The organism is Nocardia wallacei, from assembly GCF_029868745.1.
Taxonomy (GTDB): Bacteria; Actinomycetota; Actinomycetes; order Mycobacteriales; family Mycobacteriaceae; genus Nocardia; species Nocardia wallacei_B.
In genome coordinates this window covers 40,831-62,856 of record NZ_JARWOP010000293.1, presented here as the reverse complement: position 1 = coordinate 62,856, position 22,026 = coordinate 40,831, and the positions used below count along the sequence as shown (strand labels likewise).

The 22,026-nt window shown below is 63.5% G+C and carries 16 protein-coding genes and 2 CRISPR repeat arrays; of the genes, 12 read left to right on the top strand and 4 right to left on the bottom strand.

Annotated elements, in window-relative coordinates; translation table 11 throughout:
* Window positions 1-197: 197 nt before the first annotated feature.
* A complete protein-coding gene (locus QH470_RS26990) occupies window positions 198-1,073 on the bottom strand; it encodes a hypothetical protein (protein ID WP_280275168.1) in 876 nt (291 codons plus the stop codon).
* 519 nt (window positions 1,074-1,592) lie between these two features.
* Here QH470_RS26990 and QH470_RS26985 point away from each other — a divergent pair.
* The 3 genes from QH470_RS26985 (at window position 1,593) to QH470_RS26975 (ending at window position 6,783) form a co-directional block, all read left to right on the top strand.
* The gene (locus QH470_RS26985; protein WP_280275167.1) at window positions 1,593-1,940 is read left to right on the top strand and encodes a hypothetical protein; all 348 of its coding nucleotides are present in this window, start codon (window positions 1,593-1,595) and stop codon (window positions 1,938-1,940) included.
* 43 nt (window positions 1,941-1,983) lie between these two features.
* The gene (locus QH470_RS26980; RefSeq protein WP_280275166.1) at window positions 1,984-6,063 is read left to right on the top strand and encodes a helix-turn-helix domain-containing protein; all 4,080 of its coding nucleotides are present in this window, start codon (window positions 1,984-1,986) and stop codon (window positions 6,061-6,063) included.
* A 366-nt stretch (window positions 6,064-6,429) separates the two neighbouring features.
* A complete protein-coding gene (locus QH470_RS26975; RefSeq protein WP_280275165.1) occupies window positions 6,430-6,783 on the top strand; it encodes a transposase in 354 nt (117 codons plus the stop codon).
* On the opposite strand, the gene QH470_RS26970 is transcribed toward QH470_RS26975, so the two are convergent.
* Window positions 6,716-7,582 carry a transposase gene (locus QH470_RS26970; RefSeq protein WP_280275164.1) on the bottom strand — a complete coding sequence of 289 codons (867 nt, stop codon included), beginning with the start codon at window positions 7,580-7,582 and terminating at the stop codon, window positions 6,716-6,718. The two genes, QH470_RS26975 and QH470_RS26970, sit on opposite strands and share 68 nt — an antisense overlap.
* 394 nt (window positions 7,583-7,976) lie before the next feature.
* On the opposite strand from QH470_RS26970, the gene QH470_RS26965 reads away from it, so the two are divergent.
* The 8 genes from QH470_RS26965 (at window position 7,977) to QH470_RS26930 (ending at window position 14,640) form a co-directional block, all read left to right on the top strand.
* Complete coding sequence (locus QH470_RS26965) at window positions 7,977-8,879, top strand: IS3 family transposase (RefSeq protein WP_342228467.1); 903 nt, start codon at window positions 7,977-7,979, stop codon at window positions 8,877-8,879.
* Window positions 8,880-9,463: 584 nt separating this feature from the next.
* On the top strand, window positions 9,464-10,174 hold the full coding sequence (locus QH470_RS26960) for an HNH endonuclease family protein (protein WP_280275162.1): 711 nt from the start codon (window positions 9,464-9,466) through the stop codon (window positions 10,172-10,174).
* 122 nt (window positions 10,175-10,296) lie between these two features.
* A CRISPR array of direct repeats spans window positions 10,297-10,692; the repeat unit is 30 nt; unit sequence CGTGCTCCCCGCGTATGCGGGGATGATCCG.
* A gap of 603 nt (window positions 10,693-11,295) precedes the next feature.
* The gene (locus QH470_RS26955; RefSeq protein WP_280275161.1) at window positions 11,296-11,619 is read left to right on the top strand and encodes a WXG100 family type VII secretion target; all 324 of its coding nucleotides are present in this window, start codon (window positions 11,296-11,298) and stop codon (window positions 11,617-11,619) included.
* A gap of 8 nt (window positions 11,620-11,627) precedes the next feature.
* Window positions 11,628-11,930, top strand: a complete 303-nt coding sequence (locus tag QH470_RS26950) for a WXG100 family type VII secretion target (protein WP_280275160.1) — start codon at window positions 11,628-11,630, stop codon at window positions 11,928-11,930.
* A complete protein-coding gene (locus QH470_RS26945) occupies window positions 11,927-13,348 on the top strand; it encodes a WXG100-like domain-containing protein (RefSeq protein ID WP_280275159.1) in 1,422 nt (473 codons plus the stop codon). Before QH470_RS26950 ends, QH470_RS26945 begins: the two co-directional genes overlap by 4 nt.
* Window positions 13,349-13,780, top strand: coding sequence for an ankyrin repeat domain-containing protein (locus QH470_RS26940; protein ID WP_280275158.1), 432 nt, complete (start codon window positions 13,349-13,351; stop codon window positions 13,778-13,780). It begins immediately after the preceding gene.
* The gene (locus QH470_RS26935) at window positions 13,777-14,199 is read left to right on the top strand and encodes an ankyrin repeat domain-containing protein (RefSeq protein WP_280275157.1); all 423 of its coding nucleotides are present in this window, start codon (window positions 13,777-13,779) and stop codon (window positions 14,197-14,199) included. The genes QH470_RS26940 and QH470_RS26935 overlap by 4 nt, the downstream gene beginning before the upstream one ends.
* A gap of 3 nt (window positions 14,200-14,202) precedes the next feature.
* Complete coding sequence (locus QH470_RS26930) at window positions 14,203-14,640, top strand: YbaB/EbfC family nucleoid-associated protein (RefSeq protein WP_280275156.1); 438 nt, start codon at window positions 14,203-14,205, stop codon at window positions 14,638-14,640.
* 122 nt (window positions 14,641-14,762) lie between these two features.
* Window positions 14,763-15,157: a CRISPR direct-repeat array (repeat unit 29 nt; unit sequence GTGCTCCCCGCGCACGCGGGGATGATCCG).
* 357 nt (window positions 15,158-15,514) lie between these two features.
* On the opposite strand, the gene QH470_RS26925 is transcribed toward QH470_RS26930, so the two are convergent.
* Together QH470_RS26925 and QH470_RS26920 are read right to left on the bottom strand one after the other, a co-directional pair.
* Window positions 15,515-17,194 carry a P-loop NTPase family protein gene (locus QH470_RS26925; RefSeq protein ID WP_280275155.1) on the bottom strand — a complete coding sequence of 560 codons (1,680 nt, stop codon included), beginning with the start codon at window positions 17,192-17,194 and terminating at the stop codon, window positions 15,515-15,517.
* Window positions 17,194-17,703 carry a HEPN domain-containing protein gene (locus QH470_RS26920; protein WP_280275154.1) on the bottom strand — a complete coding sequence of 170 codons (510 nt, stop codon included), beginning with the start codon at window positions 17,701-17,703 and terminating at the stop codon, window positions 17,194-17,196. The genes QH470_RS26925 and QH470_RS26920 overlap by 1 nt, the downstream gene beginning before the upstream one ends.
* 933 nt (window positions 17,704-18,636) lie before the next feature.
* On the opposite strand from QH470_RS26920, the gene cas3 reads away from it, so the two are divergent.
* Window positions 18,637-21,459 carry a CRISPR-associated helicase Cas3' gene (gene cas3 / locus QH470_RS26915; protein WP_342228466.1) on the top strand — a complete coding sequence of 941 codons (2,823 nt, stop codon included), beginning with the start codon at window positions 18,637-18,639 and terminating at the stop codon, window positions 21,457-21,459.
* Window positions 21,460-22,026 lie beyond the last annotated feature (567 nt).

Genomic DNA, 22,026 nt, shown 5'->3' with positions numbered 1-22,026 from the left:
GTTTGTGGATGGTGGTCCATCCACAAACCGCTACGGAGATTGTCGCAAAGACGCTGGCGGTTGGGTTCATGAATCACCCCGGCGAGTCTGGAGTGCGCACGAATCCCGGCGAGATTCGGAGTGCATTGTCGGCCAGGCTGTGGCTGGCCCACGGGCACTCCGATCTCAATTCAGCCGGACTCCATCGCGGCCGAGATTCAACGGTACGTGTTGTACCACTTCGTCAGATGGTCTTGCTGGCCGCCGAGGTAGCCGCATGCAGCAAGTGCGGCGACATGCACCATTGTGCTCCCGAGTTTAACGATCGAACCCCAAGCTTCGGTATCGGTGCGGTAGGTGAGCTCGACATGGTCACCGACTGGAGTTCTGTCGACCGCCATCGTCAACGTGAGGATGTTGGGGTGGGAACTCAGCGAGAGCGTGTCATAGACACCTGCAATGTTGTTCAAGCCGAACTTGGTGAGCACCCGGGTTTGCTGTCCGATGGTCGGATATTTCTCGCCTGCGATATTCCATGGAGGCAGCGGATGCGCGCCAGGATCGTTCCATTCGATATTCGCACCGGGGAACCGCTGTAGCAGCTGTTCCCTGAGTCCTTCGCGGATCTCTTTGGTCCCACGTACCTGTGCTTTTGGTGCGCCACGCGCGCTGGCTGCCCAGCGCAGGCGGTGCGCTGCCGCCAGCCGGGCCATCCACCGCCGCGCCATTCGTGCTTCTGGCGTGATGCCAGGCTCGAGAAGCCACACGGCCTGAGCGACGTGTTCAGTGATCGCGCGGGCGATCGGCCAGGGCGCGAGCGCCATCGCTCTGCTGTCGACGAGTGCCTTCAGGCCCCGCACGTGCTGCGCGGCGGCGTCGATCATCTGAACCGCGTCTATGCCCGCCCCGGTGCCCTCGAGTTTCTGAGGGGCAGGTGCGTTGACCACGAGTGCTGCGTCGTCGCGCGAAGCGGCAGATGCTAGCCTCCCGACGGCTCCGAACTGCGGATTAGTCCGATTCCAGGCGGCGTAGAGATCGCCGAGTTCTGCACTCCACATGTCGAAGAGGCTGGCGGTGTCGTTCTCAAAAGGCACGTAAATAGGCTATATGCCCTGTTCAAGCGATATATGCCGATCACCCCCAGCACCTCACGCGATCGTGTCGATCTGTCATGCCCAGTCTGCACCGGTTCAGTCAGTGCTCGGGTGCGGGCCAGCCGGTCGCGTTGGTGCTTGTAGTCGATCTGGCAGCCGTGTGAGCTGTAGTTCTCGGCGTAGCCCGACGTCACGAACGCGTCTTCGGTGCTCCAATGTTCACCATTTTGGTGATTACCACGCGTGGTAGAAGTTCACCGGGCCGAAGACGCCCCAGCCACGCCCTATCGGAAGAAGGAGTGAGCGCGCTGGATTCGGTGCTTCACCTGCCTATCAGCGGTCGTTTCGGTAGTTTGCGCATCCGCACGGCGGCAGGCCGGTCGGTACGGTCTTGGACCGGTCGACGACCAGCGCCGTAGAGTCGCTGCCTGGCTGGTGTGTCCGGCCGCACCCGTGCGGCGTTCTTACGCCACAGCTGACAATCCTGAGCAAACGAGAAAAGCAGTTCCGTTGAGATCGATGATCGCGGCCACGGCGGTCTTGGCCGGGATTGCCGCCGGAGTGGGGTTCGCCGCGGCCATCGCGACTGCCGGGCCCGACTATCGAGACTGTGGCATGAAGGATGCGTGGGTCCTCGGACTTGGAACCGAAGGCGGGATGGACTGCGATACCGCGCAGCGCGCCGCCACCGATATCCATACCGTTCTGGGCCCGTGGACGAAACGCATGTCGATGGGCGGTTGCTCATCGGTGGCCACGCGCAGCGAACCCTGCTTCGACAGGGGTTGCGTCAGTGCGGATGCGAGCAACAAGCGTCTCCTAGTCCGCGTTCGTATCGCGGGGCTTGCTGGCAGAGACAAGGAATAACAGGGTACGACCCGGTGTGGCGATGCTCAGTACCCTTTGTTGGGTGCAGACGTTGGCGGAGTTGCTGGTCGATGTTCGATCGGCCGCGGGGTTGGATCAGCGGGATGTCGCTGGTCGGGTGGGTGTGAGTCGGCAAACTGTCGATCGTTGGGAGCGGGGCGAGATCGTGCGTCCGCGTCGTGAGCACTTGTGCGCTGTGGCCGAGGTGCTGGGCATCGAGGTCGATCCGCTACTCAGTGCTGCCGGGTATCCCGCAATTCTGGATCCTGACGCTGATCGCGGTGTGGCTGTGCGGCCGTTGTCATCGAGTTTGCCGTTTCATACGCTCACTGCGGACAGGTTCGAGGATGTTTGCTGCGAACTACTCAATCACCGTCATCCCGGCGGACACGCTTCGCGCTACGGCGCGTCCGGTGAAGAGCAGGACGGAATCGACCTTCTGCTGACGCTGGACGGCAAGCGTTACGCCACTGGTCAGTGCAAGCGGGTCGAGCAGTTCGGGCCTGCGAAGGTCAGGGAAGCCGTGAAGCTGGTGAAGTCACCCGGTTTGCGGAACTATCTGTTTCTCGCGCGCGAGGTCGCGACTGCGGACGCTCGCGACGAGATGGGACGGTACGACACCTGGTCGCTGTGGGATGGGCAGGACATGTCGCGGTATGTGCGGTTCGGAATGTCGACTGATGAGGCGGCACGGTTCATCGATGCCCATTTTCCGGGGCACCGAGAGCCGTTTCTGCGGATTGCCGAGCCGAGTCCGTGGCAGACCATCGAGGAGTTCTATACACCGGTAGCGCAGGGCCTCGCGTTCACCCACGATTGGACGTTGGTGGGACGTGATGACGAGTTAGCGACCGTGGTCGCCGCGGTGCGCGGCGACCCACAGCCGGTGTCGGTGGTTCTCGGTCAGGGCGGCATCGGAAAAACCCGGTTGCTGCGGTCGATCGCCGAGGAACTCGAGCGACAGGACTGGTTCGTTCGATTGCTACCCAAGGACGCGACACCCGATGGCAAAGCGTTCGAGCGCATACCAGCTACCGGCGCAACCGTTGTGATCATCGATGACGCTCACGACCGAGCTGACTGCGGCGGGATCGTCAAGAAGCTGATAGCGCGCAATCGGTCGGCTCGGGTCGTGATCGCCGCCCGCCCCTACGGTCGTGACCAACTAGCACGTTCGTTGCGCGACGCTGGGCTTGTCTTCGACGAGTTGACGACGGTTCCTCTGAAAGACCTCGAATTAGCCGACGCCGAAACCCTGGCGGTCGAAGCTCTCGGACCCGAGATGGGTTCTTACGCAGGATCGTTGGCGGCATTGACCAGTGACAGTCCTCTCGCAACGACGATGGGCGGCCGTCTGATCAGGTCCGGTCAACTCACCCTTGCCGGCTTGGGACAGCACGAGAGCATTCGCCGCGACATCATGCACGGCTTCAAGGAGGCTTTGCTCGCAGCGTCTGCCCATGGAGATCCGGAGATCCGCGGATCGGTCGTGGACGCGATCTCGGTGCTGCAACCATTCCGTAGCGATGACGACGTCTTCCGCGCCGCGATCTCCAACTTGGTCGGTATTGGTTATCCCCGGATCTCGCACCATCTCCGCAGTCTCGAAGACGCTGGCATCCTGATCCAACGTAACGGATGGATCCGCATCGTGCCTGACCTACTCGGTGACGTCATCCTCGCCGATGCCTGCTTCGATCGCGCCACAGGCGATCACAACGGCTACCTCGACGACGTCCTTCGCGCCGCTGGCGACGACGCCCGTGTGAACGCCTTCGTGAACGTCGCACGGCTGGACTGGCAACTCGGTTATGGCCTTCACGAAGCGACGGTCTCTTGGTGGAGCTTCGTCGAATCTGAACTACAGCACCGAAACCTCAGCGCCTATCTCTCGGTGCTGCGGCTACTCGAGAAGGTCGCCTGGTTCCAGTCCGATCGAGCGATCGCCGTCGTCCGAACGATCCTGGACAATCCAGTACCCGACGAGGAAGCCGAGGGGATCGCTCGACACTTCCGCCACACATGGCGCAAGGTCGTGGAGGAGACAACGGCTGTTCTACGCGCGGCCGCCCACAGGGATTCCTCGGTGCGAGCCGCATGCGAACTTCTCTGGGGTCTGGCGCACGACGAATCATCCGAACCAAACAAGTCACGCACAAATTCTGCGTTGCAAGCGCTGCGTGAGATAGCAGAGTTCAGCGTCGGTAAGTCGCCCGAGTTCAGTCAGGCCGTACTCGAACTCGCGGAATCGAAGGCACAGGAGGTGACCGGACGGTCTCCGCTACCGCCTATCGAACCACTGGTCGCCACTGAGATAATGAGCTCGGAACTGTCCAGGGCGACGCTGACCATGCGCGCCTACCGAATCGATGAAGAGTCGATTCGGCCGATCCGTCGCGCTGCCATCGCTCTGGCGCTTCGCGAGCTGCGTAACGCGGATGTGAAACGAGCCGTCGCTGGCGCCGGATTCGTCGGTCTGGCGTTGCGGTTACCCGGCGGCCTGCTCGGCAGGGAGGTCGGCGACGACGAGCGTGACAGCTGGACAGCGGATTTCCTGCGCACCCTTAGCGCGGTGCACGAAACGATAGCCACTCCCGGCGCCATCGACCCCGTGGTGCACGTCGGGTTGCGTGACGCGCTGCACTGGACCGCGCACTACGCTCCCGACACCCTCCGCGTCGCTGCCCGCGTCGCGATCGAGGACATCCCCGATTCGCTGGAAACGCACTTCGCCTTGCTGGTTCATCAAGGCTGGGCACACCTTGTGCGTGAGCCCGGGGTGGCCTACGAGGAATACCGACGCACAACCGATGAGCGCATCGAGCAGGTCGTGACACGTGCGATACGCGAACTCGATGACTATGCGATCACGCTGCTTCTCGATGAGCGCGCGCAGCGAGAAGTGCAGGCTTTCGACCGCGCCAGCCTCCATCGCAACCGCTTCGTCGAAGCGCTGGTCTCCGCACAGCCGACCCTGCTGTCACCACTACTCGAACGCCTCACCGAGCATCCCTCGTCGGGGCTTGCAACACTGACCACGACCATCCTCAGCCTGGTCGGCGACCATTCACCCGACGAGCTCGTCCCGACCACCAGACACTTGTTGAATTCGACGAATCCCCGCACTCGCACAGAAGCAGCGAAGGGCCTAGCGACGCGGAGCCGGGCGAAACACTCCCTCGTGCCCGGTGAACTGGCGATCCTGCACAACCTCACCACCGACGCCGAAGAAGACATCCGCGTCGCCCTGGTCGAGGCCGCACGCCAGCTGGCTTTGACCGGTCAACCGCAAGCACACGACCTGCTGGCAGCCATCGAATTCGCGAACTCCACCAAAGTCGCGCAGGAAGTGTTGATGTACTTCGACATCGACGACGCACTCACCTGGTCTGACCTCACTCCGACACAACAAGCGAAGATCCGGACCCAGCTGCGCACCGTCGATGACATCGACCAATACTCGATTCTGGAATTCCTGCGACGACGTTCGAGTGAGGAACCCGCCGCAGTGCTGAACCTCCTGCGCGGACGGATCGAGTACGCCGAAACCCCGGACGCGCCCACTGCTTTCAGACCGGTCCCCACCTCCTGGGCTCAACCACTGGCCATCCGCGATCACCCTGACTATCGAACGCTGCTCCGAGATCTGCTCGCATGGCTGGCCCAGGGGACGACATCACAGCGCAAACACTTCGGAGCACCTCTATTCATCGCCGCAGCGGGCGGATTCGATGATCCGACCAGGCAGATCGTGCTCGATGCACTACGAACCAGCCCGGCAACCGATGTCGACGCGATCACCGCTGTATTAGCCGATGCACCGAACGACCTCGTGCTGACCCAGCCCGAATTCGTCGCCGACGTCTTGACCGCATCAATGCGGTTCGACGCCGAAACCCAACAGCGCATTGAAACCGCACTGGCAACGTCCGCGATCACCGGGATACGCCACGGAACGCCAGGACAGCCATACCCTGAAGACGTCCGACTGCGTGACGAAGGCGCTGCGATCGCTGCGGCCCAGCGCCACACCCCGCGAGCAGCCGAATTTTACTCACGCCTGAGCGAACACGGCGCCAGAGCAGCAGAACGCGACAGTCGCGACCAGACTGACGACGACTGAACCGCTGCCGGAATCGAGCGGTTCCGCAGAGCTGAACACTGTTCAGTCGGGTCCTTTCCGAACGCACTATGCCGCTGGGTGGGTTTCCGGTCGTGAGCGTCGGATGTGATCGGACCGGTGATTGCTGAATCTGTTTTCTTGCAGCATGTTTCAGCGGACGAGTGTGTTGGCGGCCCGTATCTCGGTCGGTTTGTTCGGTGCGGCCGGAAGCATCGGTCAGTGTCCGTTCCTATGTTCGATGTGCCCTGTAGGGCACGTAGGGGGAACGCTATCTGACCTGGGATTGGCCTGTCCCCACTGAATGAGACCGCTCGGTATTAGAGTCCTGTTGGCCCTGATGAGGGGCTGGAAGGGATACTGAGTGACATGGCAGGACGCAAGCGGCATTCCGCGGAGGAGATCGTGCGGAAGTTGCGCCGTGCCGATGAGCTGGCCGCGGCGGGCCGCTCGGGTGAGGAGATCGCCGCCGAGCTGGAGGTCTCGGCGGCCACGTTGTACAACTGGCGACGCCAGTACGGTGGCATGGACACCGACGCGGCGCGCGAGCTCAGGGAGCTGCGGGAGCAGAACGCGCGATTGAAGCGGTTGCTGGCCGATCCCGAGCTTGAGAAGGACGCGCTGCGGGAGATCGCGAAGGACGCTCCTATAGATGTCAAGCCGTCATCGCGCGGTAGTCGTTGCGTAAGGCGCGGAACACTTCTCGTGCGAGATAGCGTTTGAGGCAGCGCAGGATTTCGGGGGTGGTTTTGCCGTCGTGTTTGCGGCGCGCGGCGTATGCCTTGGTGTTCTCGTGGTAGCGCAGGCGGACGATGACGGCGGTGTGCAAGGCCTGGTTGGCTTGCCTGTCGCCGCCGCGGTGCAGCCGGTGCCGGGTGGTCTTGCCCGATGAGGCGGGGATCGGCGCGACGCCGCACAGGCGGGCGAACGCGGACTCGGAGGTGAGCCGGTCTGGGTTGTCGCCTATCGAGATGACAAGGGCCGCAGCGGTATCCGGGCCGAGTGCGAACACGCCAATGGTGCTTGGGGCGACCTGTTCGAGCAGCTTACCGAGTTGCTGTTTGAGCTGATCGGCGTGTACCTGCGAATCGGTGATGCGCTGCGCGAGTGACCGCAGTGCCAGTTTGGTCGCCTCGACCGGATCGGTCAGCCGGGCAAGGTCGGGGTCGAACGCGGCGCAGGCGGCGATCAGCCGGGCGCGGGGCATCTTACGCAGCTGGCTGCGTAGTTCTTCGGGGCTGGTGCCGATCAGGGCCCGTAACGTGTTGAGGGCGTTGGACAGTGCCTTGACCGCATTGTTGCGGGCCACGCGCAGGGCGCGGACGGCTTCGATGGCGCCGTCACGGTTCTTCGACGCGGTGACCTCCGAGCCGTCGAGCAGCCGGCGCGCGGCAGAGTAGGCGTCGATCGCGTCGGACTTGCCCTGGGCGCGGCGCAGCCGTCGGTTCGGCCGTGGCACTTCGGCGACATCGTAGCCGTGCCGGCGCAGCTGTCGGGCCAATTCCCGCTGGCGCGGATCCATTCCTCGATGCCCGTGTAACCGGTTGCGGTTGTGGGAAATTCGCGGTCGTCGAGCTTCTTGCCGTGCTCGTTGACGAGTGCGACGTGATGGGTATCGGCGTGGGTATCGACCCCGACGAAGATCGTCGGCAGCTCGGGGGTGGTCGTCAACTCGGTTGTGTCCTTCCTGATTGTCCTGGTGTCTGCCGCTTCCGAAGCCGGGAGCGGGATCGGACAGGCCAGTCAGGGGTCAGCGATCGTGCCGCGACATGCTCTTATCAGGTCACAACCCCGTGCAGGGCATCGGAGCTCTGCGCGGTCGGCGCTCCGCCACCGGCTCCGGTGGATCGACGGGTCCCTCGAAAGACGCGGCGTGATGCCGGTCAGGAAAATTCAGAGTCAGGTCCGTCGGGCCGGTGGCGGAACGCCCTCATGATCATGACTGGAAAATTCTGAGCCCGGCTACCAAGCGCCGCGCCGTGGACATGCTCAAACAGGTGAAGGGCTTGTCGGAGCGGTTCGCGTGCAAGGTAGTTGGGCTGCATCGTGGCACGTATCGTCGGCTGCCGGCGGCGCAGACCCCGGCCGATCCGGATGCCGGCCTGCGGGCCTGGCTGCGTTCGTATGCGACGAAACACCCGAACCACGGGTTCCGGCGCGCCTGGGCGGCACTGCGGTTCGACGAGGGCTCGCAGGTGAATCTGAAGAAGGTGCACCGGCTCTGGCGCGAGGAGAGTCTACAGGTGCGCGAGCATCACCCGCGCAAGCGGGCCGGTGTCTCGTCGATGCCGCCGATCGACGCGGATGCGCCGAAGGTGGTGTGGGCGTTGGACTTCCAGTTCGACTCCACCGTCGACGGCCGCGTGGTGAAGATCGCGTCGATGATCGACGAACACACCCGCGAATCGCTGCTGCATCTGGTGGAACGCTCGATCACCGCCGAGCGGCTCGTCGCCGAGCTGCAGCGCGTGTTCGCCGCCCGCGGCGGTCCGCCGAGGGTGCTGCGAATGGACAACGGGCCGGAAATGATTTCCCAAGCGCTGCAACAGTTTTGCGCCGGAAAAACTGGACTGGTCTACATTCCGCCGGGCACGCCGTGGAACAACGGATTCGTCGAGTCGTTCAACCGGCGGCTGCGCACCGAATGCTTGAACCGCAATCACTGGACCAGCCTGCTCGAAGCGCGCGTGGTGATCGGGGATTTCAAGGAGGAACACAATCGGCGGCATCGGCATTCGGCGCTGGGCTATCTGACCCCGGCCGAGTACTCTGCCCGCTGCAGCCACACCCACCACCCCGTGGCCTGCAGCATCAACTGAATCCGGACGAAACAACCCGGACTCCATTACCGGGTGGTCCCGTCATCGGGGACCGGTCAGGATTTCTCGAACTGGGAAACTTTGGGCTCAACTAAGAAATGCGCTGACCTGCGCAAATGCTGGCGCAGGTTTGTGCCCTCGGCGGGGCACTATAAGGATGGGACCGGCGCTGAACAGCGGTTTTCTTGGGGGACGCTGACAATTCAGGCTGGATTCGGTTTTCGGAAGGGGGAGTGATCCGGTTGGGTTGCTGCGGAGATGGGTATCGAAGATTGGATGATGTTGATTGTGGTACCTGCCTTTGAGCGCTCGATGGAGCGCGTTGGTGTTTCCTGGTGCGCTCTGGGGCAGACGAAGAAGTGGAGTGCGGCCTAGTTTGCTGTCGGAATCAGTCTCGAAGCGTGGGCTGAAATTCGCTCATGATGTCTTTCGCGGTTTTGGCTAGGTGTGGTCGGCCGTAGCGCTGGGGCGAGGAACACCACAGGGATCGGGATACCGTTGTGGCGCGCCACCACCATCCAATCATGGGTCGCTCGGTCCGGCGGCGCTGTTGCTCAGGGTGCTCGTCTGCTGGCGGTTGCCCGATGGACATGTTGTTGTCGCTGTCGTCGGTTACCGTTGCGCGGGTCTGGAGTGGCGGATTCGGGGAAGGGGGAGTGGGGATGGGGTTGATGCGGGCAAGCAGGTGGTTGGTCGTGTCGGTCGCTGTGGTGGCCGTGCTGGTGCTGCCGGTGGGTGCACATGCCGAGCCACCGGGCGTCCCGAGTCCAGGCGAGGCGCGCGCCATGCTGGGTGGGCTTGTGGTGGCTGCGGAAGGCGGCGCAAGCGGCTATTCCAGGCAGAAGTTCCCGCACTGGAGCACCACCTCGGGCGAGTGCACGACCCGGGAGACCGTGCTGCGGCGCGACGGTAGCGGTGTAGAGGTCGATGCGCTATGCCGCCCGACCGCCGGCAGTTGGCGCTCGCTCTACGACGACACGACGGTCACCGACCCGTCCAAGATTGACATCGATCATGTGGTGCCGTTGGCCGAGGCGTGGCGCTCCGGTGCCGACACGTGGTCGACCGAGGAGCGGGAACGGTTCGCCAACGACCTCGGCCATCCCCAGTTGGTGGCTGTCACCGCCGCGGTAAATCGGGCGAAGGGTGATCAGGATCCGGCGCAGTGGCTTCCGCCGAGCCTCACCTACCGGTGCACCTACGTGCGGATGTGGATCGCCGTGAAAGCGGTCTGGCGTCTGTCTGTCCAGCAGGCCGAGAAGGACGCTCTCGTAGAGGTTTTGGATGGTTGCTGATAGACATCGCCCGGGGGGCCTGCCGAGTCCTCGACATGTGAACCGGGCGGGTCAGGACGCCTTTGCGTGAGCAAAGTGAATAGATTCCCGGGCGTGTCGCGGTAACGTAGCAGGTCAGAAAGTGTGCTCCCCGCGTATGCGGGGATGATCCGTTCGCGCCCGGTCGGGACTCGCTGAAATAGCCGTGCTCCCCGCGTATGCGGGGATGATCCGGCCCGCGACTGCTGTTCGACCCGGATATCCACGTGCTCCCCGCGTATGCGGGGATGATCCGACCTCTGGTCGGTCGCCCACACCCAAGCCGCCGTGCTCCCCGCGTATGCGGGGATGATCCGCTGTGGCAGATGCCGCACCGGTATTCGAGTTCGTGCTCCCCGCGTATGCGGGGATGATCCGTATTTTGCTCCCGACCGGCGGAGGCTGGCGTCGTGCTCCCCGCGTATGCGGGGATGATCCGAACACCATCGAGCCCGAGCGGGTGCTGTCGTCGTGCTCCCCGCGTATGCGGGGATGATCCGCAATCCGCGCTCACTGTGGATGCCGCTGCGAAGTGCTCCCCGCGTATGCGGGGGATGATCCGTCGGGGAACTGGACGCTCACCGGAATCCGCCCGTGCTCCCCGCGTATGCGGGGATGATCCCAGCGCGGACCTCAAGTACGTGATGAACTCCGGGTGCTCCCCGCGTATGCGGGGATGATCCGCGACCGCACTCGCGGTCGAGGTCGCTGGTTCGGTGCTCCCCGCGTATGCGGGGATGATCCGCCCGCCGGTCTCACCCAGGACCAGTGGGAAGAGTGCTCCCCGCGTATGCGGGGATGATCCTTCGTGAACGCGCAGCCAGAGGGGCCGGATGCCGTGCTCCCCGCGTATGCGGGGATGATTCGGCCACCCGTATCCCGAAATGCGCCGAGCGACAGTGCTCCCCGTGTATGCGGGGATAATTTCCTACGGGTCGCAACGGTGCCGGACGAGCGATGCGTGCTTGGTCCGGGCCGTGGCGCGCCGGTCGGGCATGTTGTGCTTGTGTGGGGTCGAGCTGCGACGGAACGAGTTTCTGTTGGTCGGTCTGGGCATATAGTTCGAAGGCCAGGCTGGGTGCCGTTTGTTCGAGGGGAAGTCGATGATGTCTGATCTGCTTCGTGTTGATCCGGTCCGGTTGCGGGAGGCGGCGCGGTTCGCGGCCGATAAGGCACAGGCGATGCGGGACCGGTTGGGGCAGCTCGATGACACGATCGGTAAGCGCCTGCTGGCGGAGGGCTGGGACGGCACGGCGGCGGTGAAGTACGACGGCTCGTGGACGGAGTGGAAACAGGGCGCCGAGGCAATCATCGGCGCACTGGACGAGTCGGCGACGAAGCTGGTCGAGGCCGCGAATCTGTATGAGGCGCAGGAACAGTCGAACACGGCGGCGGTCGGTCAGGTGCGGTTGAACATGGATTCGTAGGGGGCGTGATGGCAGACGGGAACGAACGGTTCCGGGTCGATCTGGATCTGCTGGACGAGGCCGTGACGGCGATGCAGACCTTCGCCACGGACGTCGAAACCTGGCTCGGGGAGATCGACACCCATATCGCTGATCTGCATCTGTCGTGGGACAGCCAGGCCGCCGCCGAACAGCGCACGGTCCACGACGAGTGGATGGCCGGCGTCACGGAGATGCGCGAGAACCTGGACGATCTGCGTCGGATCGCTCGGCAGGCGCATGCGAACTACACGACCGCGGTGGACACCAACACGCGTATGTGGCCGAAATGACCGCGCCGCTGATCGTCGACCCGGGCGGGTTCACCCAGGCCGCCGAGGTCTACGCCCAGGTGCATCGCAACAGCCTGCTCCCGGCCATCACCGACCTGTCCAACGTCCTGAAGGACTGCGGCGGGTCGGCGGGTTCGGATAACGCCGGTCTGAAGTGGTCGAGTGACTACGATCCGGTCGCGTACGACACCGTCGACGCGCTCGCTGACCTCGCGCTGGCGGTCGGGCAGATGCATGATCTGCTGCAGGCTACCGCGGCCAATCACAGTAACGCGAATGTGCAGTCTGCGCCGGAGGCGAACCCGAACGCGTTGGTGTTTCCGCCGGGCTCGCTCACGGTGTGCAATCCGCCGGAGCCGCCGCCGACGTTCGGTGGCAGCGATCCCGAGCCGACGGGCTGGGATTGGGTGAAAGGCGCTGTCCAAGGCGAACTGTGGCCGAACGGTCACCCGAGCAAACTGCGGGGCGCCGCGGGCGCCTGGCGGCTGATGGCCACCAAACTCCGCATGGCCACCATCACTTTGCCCGGCGCCCGGCAGCTGATCGAATCACAGCAGACCCCCGAGACCCAGCAAGCCCTCGAGCAAGCCGATCTGGTCAAAGCTCAGTTCGACACCCTGGCCGGGGTGTGTGACGAGTTGGCGAAATCCTGTGACGCCTATGCGGATTCGGTCAGCCACACCAAAGGCCAGATCACGCAAGCCCTGATCGAACTGGCCGCGATCGTGGTGGTCGACCAAGCCTTCGGCTGGCTCGGGGCCGCGATGACCGGCGGCGGATCCGCCGCCGCGGCCCAAGGCGGCATGGCCCTAGCCATCTCGATCTACGGTGCCCGGATCGCGGCCATGATCCGCGCCCTAGTCGGCCTGACCGAAGCAGCGCGGGTGCCGATCGCGGTGTCGCAGGCCATTTCTCGTAGCACGGAAGCGTTGATCCCGCTGCTGCGGGCTCGCCCGGCCTTGGCGGGTGCCGATGGGGCGGTGGCGCCGGGCCCGTTCACGTCGTTCGCGGACTTGCGGCGGCCGAAGTTGACGCAGCAGACCAAAGACGCGATCGAAGCGAAGACCAAGAAATGGGGGCCGTCTGGGAAGCAGGAGGAGTTCTATGAGGTGGAGTCCGAGCCTGCGGTCAAGGTCCCGATCAACAAATCCTACGACGACAAGCCGTGGGTGACACAGCTGGAGAAATCCGACGACGGGAAGTACTACCTCGACCCCGCGAACCGTGCCCGGTACCCGGTCAATCCGAATTGGGAATACGGTCACCTGGGCGGGTTCGAGCACCGTCGCCTGCTGGCCGAGGCGCAAGGCAAAGGCATGAACCAGCAGGAATTCAACGACTACGTCAACAGCCACCCCGACTACTTCCACATCGAGGACCAGTACGGTAACCGCAGCCACAGACGGGAGCAGAAGTAAATGAGCGAACTGGACGAATTCGGCCGCTCACCACTGCATTACGCCGCGGTCGACGGCGACTTGGCCGCCGTGGAACGGCTACTGAACACCGAAGATGTCAACCTCGCTGATGCCGAGGGCTGGACACCGTTGCACTTCGCCGCTCGTTCGGCCGCCGCGCCGGTGGTGGAACGCCTGCTCGACGCCGGAGCAGACATCGACGCGGTCACCGAGAAGGGCATGCCCGCGATCTACTGGGCCGCCGTCGCCCGCAGTGGTGACCCGGTCCAGACGATCCGTGTGCTACGCGCCCGGGGAGCAGACCCGAGCCGCAAGACGATCAAGGACGACTACTTCCCGCCCGAAAGCCCGCTGTACTTCATCAGCCAATCGGGCACCGCACCCGAGATCCGCGCCGAGTTCGCCGACCTCCTCGACCAGGAACCGTCATGACCAGACTCGACGAATCCGGCCGCACCGCACTGCATTACGCAGCCCGCGACGGCGAACCGACGGCCGTCAACAGACGGCTCGACACCGAAGACGTCACCCTCACCGACCACAGCCGCTGGACTCCGCTGCATTTCGACTCCCAGGCAGCCGTACCCGAAGTCGTCACACAACTGCTCGACGCCGGCACCGACCTCGACGCCTCAACCGAGAAAGGCCATCCAGCGATGTACTGGGCGGCGGTCACCAGAATGGGAAGCCCGCAGGAACAATCCGCGTGCTGCGAGCACGAGGCGCCGACCCCACCCGGACACGACCATCGACCGGTACGGCCTGTTCCCCGCCAAAATTGTCCTCGACATCCTGCACTGCACCTGGCCGCCGCCGCGGCCCCGAAATCCTTGCCGAATTCCCGGATGTGATCAATGAGTGAATACCCCGACGTCGACGCGGGTCTCGCCGAAGTTCAGGCGAAAGCCGCACGCGTCCAAGCGAAGCTGAAGAAGGTCCGCGGCACAGGTACCGCCGCCAACGGCACGATCGTCGCCACCGTCGACTCCGCCGGACACCTGCGCGACCTCACACTCCCGCCGAACACTACAAGGTCCGGTAGCCAGCTCAGCCAACTCATCCTCGAGGCCACGGCCGCCGCAGAGAAGGACGCCGCCAGAAAATCCGCCCACGCCGTGCGCCCCCTCACCGCAGACGACCGTGTCCAGGCCGGCCTCACCGCTATCCGGGCAACGCTCAACCAGCACGACCGGGTTACGCAGCAACCCCGTGCTTTGACCGAGGACGAGATCCAGGCTGCCGACGACGCCTACTTCGAAAAGATGAACGGAAACGAATGGCTGCGACGGTAGACAAACCCGTCGCTACAGTACGACAACGAGAGCACGCGGCAGGCAGCCTGGACACGATTCAAAGCGTGAGCAAACCGAATCGATTCCCGGGCGTGTCGCGATAACACGCCAGATCAGCAAGTGTGCTCCCCGCGCACGCGGGGATGATCCGACCGCTGCCCCCGAGCGCCCGGCGCTGGCATCGTGCTCCCCGCGCACGCGGGGATGATCCGACCTCGGTGCCGCTTGCGCCGCTGGTGCGGTAGTGCTCCCCGCGCACGCGGGGATGATCCGTGGTCGCGGCAGGCCCGCGCGGTGGTGCGGGCGTGCTCCCCGCGCACGCGGGGATGATCCGTCGCCGAGGATGATCGCGGGCGCGCCGGAGCGGTGCTCCCCGCGCACGCGGGGATGATCCACTGATCGACGTTTCGACGCCGGATTCGCTCGCGTGCTCCCCGCGCACGCGGGGATGATCCGCCGTGCCGGTTGATCACCTCGGCGCCGTTACGGTGCTCCCCGCGCACGCGGGGATGATCCGCAAGAATCTGAATTCGGGACAGATGTCGCTTGCCAGCGTTAAGGGACCACCAGATTGCCAATCGTGGGACCACTGCCAGTACGCGATCCGGCGAGCGAACGTGTTCCAGATTTGCTGGTGCGGGTCAGCCATGGCGGCGGCAGCCGACGGCACTGCAAGTAGGCCGATGAGCGCGCAGCTCGCTTCTTAGGCGCAACCGAATTTCGCTATACAGATTCAAGGCATGCTCCACGCCGTCGCCCGCGCGGCGACACGTAACGCGCGCGAAAAGAGCCGCACGCGGCACGTCGACGTGTCGGCACCGCACACGAGGGCTTGGGGCCCAAGCCAGCCAGTCTGTAGGGCCTGTAGTCACCTTCAATCGTTGAGCAGTACTTCATCCACATGAACCAGCGGGGCACGACGCAGTTTGTCACGCAATTTAGTACCAACGAGCTTTTCCTTCGACCCAGCCTTCCCTGTTAGTCTTGAGAACCAGGCTCCTGCCTCAAGGTCTAGAACCTCGAGGCTTCGTTTTAGTCTGACGCCAGCATATTCACTTAGGTCGAGAATGTACGCCTCATACTTAACACCAGCCTTACTCTGATCGGAGAGGCTTGACTGGATCAAGTGCATGAAACGAAGATCTACCAATTGGGCAAGTAGTTTATATCCTGACCGGTTATTCTCTGCTATATCAACCCTGAAGTACGCATATCCCTCTCCTTTTACGAAGCTGGATACCCGTTCCAGCGCTGCGAGCAGAAGACCCGAAGCTTCCGAAGAGACATCTTGCTCCAGATCTCGCTTTTTGCTCTGAGACGATTCGTTGGCCGCCTTGGCAACATCTTCGCGCCCGATCTCCCTTGCTTGTGGACGCGATCCTCTTGCCACAACTATCGATGAGGCGAAGAGATTTAGATAGTCGCGTGGAACGCCACCAGAAGCGATCACTAACCGACTTAGCGCTTCTGGCTTTGCAATTGAAGATGGCTGCTTCACACCTGCTGTGGCGGTGTAGCTAGCTAGCACTGACTCAAGAAAATGCTGAGCAGCCCTCGGATCTTCCAACGTAATGTCAAGGTCTATTCGAGACGCATCATGTGGTATTTCCAAACCTGTCTTTGTCGAGGGTTCAAATGGTCGAGTAAGTCGTTCAATGCTAGCTACCTTTATCCACCCATCAGCATCTCGAAGCATGCCAAAAACATAATCCAAGAATTGTGGCTGAACGTCGGCTGGCAAGAGGTAAAAGTCATCCACAAACAGGTACAGGCGCAACACATCATAGGCAAGAACTCTGCGCAACCCCCGGTTGATGCTAGGAATAGCTCCAGCAATGTCGCCAGCAGTTAGCGACTCACCGCTTAGTTCTCGCAGCTTCGATCGCAAATTGCTTAGATCTTGAAATGCGGGAGAATTCGACGATCCTCCATGGTTAATCAGCGCCTCTAATACTGAGGCCGCAACCTCTATAAAGCTGCGAGTTGCGTCAAGCCGACGAAGGACGTGAGCGTTGATCCACACTGAAATATGTCCCGAATTTTCCGCAATGCGCTTCGCTTCTAGTAGCAAAGTGGTCTTTCCTACGCCGCGTCGACCATAGATCAAATGGTGACGAGACGCGACGACCGCTGCAAGACTGACTCTCGGATCTTCCACAAACGACAAACTTGGTAGAGCGTCTGATGTTCGTGAACGCGCCTCAAGAAGTTGAATTAACCGCGTCACGTCTTCACGGGCGAGACGCCCTCCATCGACCGCATTTTCTATGTTCTGGGCGATATCTGAAGGAACTCGGAAAACAACCGTAAATAGACTTGAGTCATTTGAAAATAGACTATTCAAGTGCTGCTCGATCGTGCCAGCCAGACTCTGGGCAACCGTAAGCGACTCCATTGGGACAAAGACAATGAGCCAGCGCTCGCCCGGAAACCTACGTTCGTCAACACGAATGACTTCGATATCGGCGTCACGAAGAAGTCGCCGCGTTTCATCTTCGATATCGGCGTCACGAAGAAGTCGCCGCGTTTCATCTGCGGGATCCGGCGTTGGCATTAAACATGTCCATTCGTGAGTGCGAAGTGTTCGAACGCGTTGACGAACTGAGCGGCCGTAACCGCCAGGGAGCGAGCTTCGACTTCCCAGCCCGCTTCATTTACTGGGTAGATATCGTAATCGGCTTGATTACGAAGCAGTCTGGCGTCGGTCAACTCGTTCTCGTATTGACTTACGTTTGACATACTCGGCGGTAAGTGCCGAGGCAAGACGCTATGTTTCTCGTAGTCGTCACCCTTTTCCTCGGCGAACACAACTGCTCGGGCTGCATGGTACATCGCGTAGTAGTGCCGACTGATCGCCGATCGATAGTTCCTACCAAGAATTAGTCGATCACCGTCCCTGAGACGATCCCCTGCCAGGATCAGTCTGTCTGAGACTACCTGCTTGATCAGGACCGCTAGGGGGAAAGGGTGACGGCTGCCACTGCTACTGTAGATCTGCAACTGCGCACTCTTCAGGGTGGAGATGTGCAGGCCAACCTGATCAGCTGGCGTCAAGGTCGGCACGGATAACTCCTTCGGCGGCAAACGAACACGACATCGTCTCACGCGACATGGGAATCCTTACCTCGGCACGCCGGTCATGTTCGCATCGGGCAGGCCGCGGCATCGCCATCGCTATGCGGGTTGCCGTTGGAATGACCGCCACCCAGACACGCTTGCTCGACGCTTTAGCTGAACGCGAAGGAGCCTGGCCCCCGCAGTGCACGCTCATGCCGCATTCCGGGTCGTTCGGGCGGGGGCTGTCAGCTAGTCAGCCGCGCGAGAACTGGTTCTACTTCTGCACTCCCGACAGTGGTCCCACGACTGGCAACGCGGTGGTCCCCCGACGCTGGCGATCGACAACAGATAAAGGAGAGTGCTCCCCGCGCACGCGGGGATGATCCGTGTCCACCAAGTCGTCCAGTTCACGCTTGGTGGTGCTCCCCGCGCACGCGGGGATGATCCGGAGGTAACCCCGTGTCCGATCCCATCGCCGTCGTGCTCCCCGCGCACGCGGGGATGATCCGAGGTTGCCGCGCTGATGAACGACCTGCTCAAGGGTGCTCCCGCGCACGCGGGGATGATGCGACGACTTGCTGGATGGGCCTGCTGCCACGCGGTGCTCGCTGAGGCCGGGGGGTGAACCCCGGCGATACAGGATGCCTCGCGAGGCGAGTGGACCGCCGGTGGGAGCGGAGGCGTTTCGTGGTGTGGTCGCGGTAATCGCTGGCCCGTAGGTGCTCTCGCGCAGTCATGGCAGCTGGGTCCATGCGCATGTGGGCTCGTTGGCGGCTGCAAGTTTTGTGTCAGGGATCAGTCCGCTATCAAGATCGAAAAATGTTGCTGTCGTAGCGATTTGGCGGCAGTCAGGTGTCGTGTCGTCTGTAACGTGTCGGTGGGTCGTGCGATAGTTCGGGCATTCTGCTGATCTGCGTCGGCATCGGGAGGGGGTTGCTTGTGGGGTTGAGTGGCGCTGCGCGTTCGGTGTGGGCGAAGTCGCCGAATGGCGATGGGGATTGGCTTCCTTTGTGGCAGCACATGGATGATGCGGCGGATGTGGCGGGGTGGTTGTTCGATCGGTGGTTGCCGGGGTCGGTGGTGGAGTTGCTGGCGCGGGATTTCGGGGGTGATGTGGTGGCTGCGCGGGCGGCGTTGCGGTTTCTGGCGGGGGTTCATGATCTGGGTAAGGCGACTCCGGCATTCGCGGTGCAGCACGATTTGCTGGCGCAGCGGATGCGCGAGTTCGGGTTGAGTATGCCGACGGGTAAGCGTGAGTTGCCGGACCGGGATCAGGCCCATCACACCGTGACTGGGCATCATTTGCTGGTGGCGTGGCTGGGTGAGCGGGGGTGGCGCCGGTCGGCGGCGCGGTCGTGGGGTGTGGTGGTGGGCGGGCATCACGGTGTGCCGTTGGAGTCGGACCCGGCTGATACGGCGCAGGTGTATCCCTATTTGTTCGGGCAGGGGTTGTGGCGGTCGGTGCAGTGGGAGCTGGCTGATCGTGTCGCGACGCGCACGGGTGCGGCGGGGTTTCTCGATCGGTGGCGAGATGTCAAGCTGTCGCCCGGTTTTCAGGTCGTGGCGACCGGCGCGGTGATCATGGCGGATTGGATCGCGAGCAGTGAGGAGTTGCTGCCGTTCCTGCCCGGCGCGCTGCCCGCAGTGAATGACGGCGACGGTGAGGGTCGGGCCGTGCGTGGGTTGCGGCGGTTGTCTCTTCCGGGCCCGTGGCGGCCGGATTCGGTGAATGTGTCTGTGGCGCAGTTGTTTGCGTCGCGTTTCCGGTTGCCGGAAGGCAGTGTGGTGCGTCCGGTGCAGGTGGCGGCGTGTGAGGCCGTGGAGGAGATGGCGGAGCCGGGGCTGCTGGTGGTGGAGGCGCCGATGGGGGAGGGGAAGACCGAGGCGGCGTTGGCGGCGGCGGAGTTGATGGCTGCCCGGTGGGGTGCGGGGGGTGTGCAGGTGGCGTTGCCGACGCAGGCAACGACGAACGCGATGTTCGATCGCGTGCTGGCGTGGCTGGACGCGATGGGCGCTGACGGCCAGCAGGTGGGCGCGGTGACCCTCAGCCACGGAAAAGCCCGGCTGCACCGGGAGTTCGACGGACTGGTACGCGAAGGCTGGTTGCCGCGGACCGGAATCGGTTGCGACGAAGAAGATTCCGCGAATCCGCGGCGTCGGGGGCGACACGCGGTGGTCGCGCATGCGTGGCTGGCGGGACGGAAGAAGGCGCCGTTGGCGAATTTCGTCGTCGGCACGATCGACCAGTTGTTGTTCGCGGCGTTGAAAGCGCGGCATGTGATGCTGCGGCACCTCGGGTTGGCGGGCAAGGTGGTGATCCTCGACGAGGTCCACGCCTACGACGCCTACATGAACTCCTATCTGTTGAAGGCGTTGACGTGGCTGGGCGCGTACCGGGTGCCGGTGATCGCGCTCTCGGCGACGCTGCCGGCAGATCGCCGCGCCGAGCTGCTGCAGGCGTATCAACGCGGACGCCTCGGCGCAGCACCGGCGCCGGTGGCGGTGGATGTGGGATATCCGTTGCTGTCGTGGACAGCGGGCGGCGAGGTCGGCAGCCGGGTCATCGAGCCTTCCGGCCGCACGACCAGCGTCGTGGTACAGGCGCTGGGCGGAGCGGTCGATGACGACCTCGATGAACTCACCGCCGTACTGAAGGACCAACTGTCCGAGGGCGGTTGCGCGCTGGTGGTCCGCAACACCGTGCGCCGCGTGCTCGCGACCGCCGAGAGATTGGAGGCGGAGTTTCCCGGCGAGGTGACCGTGACCCACGCCCGATTCATCGCCGCGGACCGGGCACGCAAGGACGCCGAACTGCTGGAGGATTTCGGCCGCGACAGCGGCCTGCCACAGCGGCTGCGGCGGCGGATCGTGGTCGCCTCCCAGGTGGTCGAGCAGTCCCTGGACGTCGACTTCGATGTCCTGATCACCGACCTCGCGCCCATCGATCTGATCCTGCAACGCATGGGGCGGCTGCATCGCCACCAGCGCGGCGACGGCCAATCGCAGCGCCCCGCGAAACTGCGACAAGCCCGCACTTACCTTGCCGGCGTGGACTTCTCAACAGCGCCACCGACGCTCGAAACTTCCGCGGCACGGTATGTGTACCGGGCGTATCCGCTGCTGCGGGCCGCGGCTGTCCTGCTGCCTCATCTGGGGTCGACGGTTTCGCTGCCCGACGACATCGCACCACTGGTGCAAGACGCCTACGGACCAGAACCGATCGGCCCCGACAGCTGGCAGGCAGCGATGGCCGAGGCCCGGCAACAATGGCACAGCGACATCGCGCGCCGTACCGACCGAGCGACAGCTCATCAGCTCGCTGACCCCGGCCGTCCCGGTAAGCCGATCATCGGCTGGTTGTCGGCCAACGTCGGCGACGCCGACGACGCCGCCGAAGGACAAGGCCAGGTACGCGACGGCGCCCCCAGCCTCGAAGTCGTCCTGATCCAAGCCATCGGCACCGGGGAATGGCAGACGCCGTCGTGGCTGCCCGACGGGGACGGCGCCCTCCCCATCCCGCGCGAGGTCGCCCCGGAGGATTCGACCGCCCGCGTGGTCGCCACCTGTGCGTTGCGGCTACCTCTGGAGTTCAGTACAGCGGACGCCGAAGAAGAACTGTGGCAGGCCACCCCGCCTGCCTGGGAATCCTCCCCGGTCATCTACCGCCTCCCGGTCCTGGCTGTTGACCAGGCCGGCGAGGGGACCCTCGCTGGCAAAACCATCCGCTACACACCACAGGTTGGATTGAGCGTTGCCGAATAGTGAGTCACCACAACATGTTCCGTCGTCGCCCATCCTGCGCGACGTCGCACCGACGCACATGTCCACCCCTGCGGCGGCCACAACTGTGTTCCTCCCAACGAGGCAACAGCTGTCGACACGGCAGCGCAAGGCGGATGACGAAACCCGAAGGTGCTCGTACGTTGTCAGTGCATCGATCCTTTCCAGACCATCGATCCTTGCTCAAAAGTCAAGCGCGCGCTACTGTCTCACTCGTTGCGGCACTCCTGCTTTCTCCCGGCGTCAGGCTGGGTTGACCCCGATCGTTGGACCGGAAAGGTACGCCGTCGCGAGTGATCCCCGCCTTCCGCGGGGCCGACCCGTGCCGCAGTCACGGCATGGGTCACGAAGAGGGGCGGTATGCCCGGCCGCAGAAATGTGTACCCGGGCATCCGCTGCGACAGCAGCCCGGCCTTCTTCCCCGGCCGACAACTGCTACCTCAGGGAAGACCGTGTCCACAGCACCGGAGCAGAATCGCGACGCCGCAGGCGACGCCCGCTCGCAGATACCGTTGCGTCTCATGGCGATTGCTGTCCCTTCTGCGGTGA